This window comes from Rhodococcus sp. A14 (assembly GCF_011603105.1).
Taxonomy (GTDB): domain Bacteria; phylum Actinomycetota; class Actinomycetes; order Mycobacteriales; family Mycobacteriaceae; genus Rhodococcus_F; species Rhodococcus_F opacus.
Genome location: NZ_JAAOQS010000329.1, coordinates 1 through 435 on the forward strand (window position 1 = coordinate 1; position 435 = coordinate 435).

Below are 435 nucleotides of genomic sequence, written 5' to 3' on the forward strand. Positions count from 1 at the left end.
ATCCGGACGCCGCACCGGGTAAGTTCGTGGTTGATGGTGCGGCCGTGAGGGTCGGCGCCGAATGTGGTCAGCAGCGTGGTGGCTATTCCGAGCCGGCCGAGGCTCCACGCGAGGGCGGCGGGGCTGCCGCCGACACGTTCGCGGCAGTTGCCGTCAGCATTGAGTGTGATGTCGATGAGGGATTCCCCGACGACGGCGATGTCGCATCGGGCGGTGGAGGTGGTGGTCATGTCGGAACGCTTCTCTGCTGGTTCGGGAAGGTGTGGGCCGGTAACGGTGCTCACGGTTCGGTTCCGTCTCAGGCCTGTTGAGGGGTGGGCGGTGGTGGCTGCCCGCCGGTGAGATCGCCTGGCTGTCAGAGAATGTCGGTGCGAAACTGATGCCGGCCGTCCATGGTGCGAGGCACGAAGCCGCCAGCGACCGTGTCTCCTATTG

Annotated in this window: 1 protein-coding gene; it reads right to left on the reverse strand. The window is 66.2% G+C overall.

All coding sequences use genetic code 11. The annotated features are described in order from the left end of the window. Nucleotides 1-230 (reverse strand): PfkB family carbohydrate kinase (locus tag G9373_RS45700; RefSeq protein WP_240961177.1); only part of this gene is annotated, 230 nt, incomplete at its 3' end. Nucleotides 231-435 lie beyond the last annotated feature (205 nt).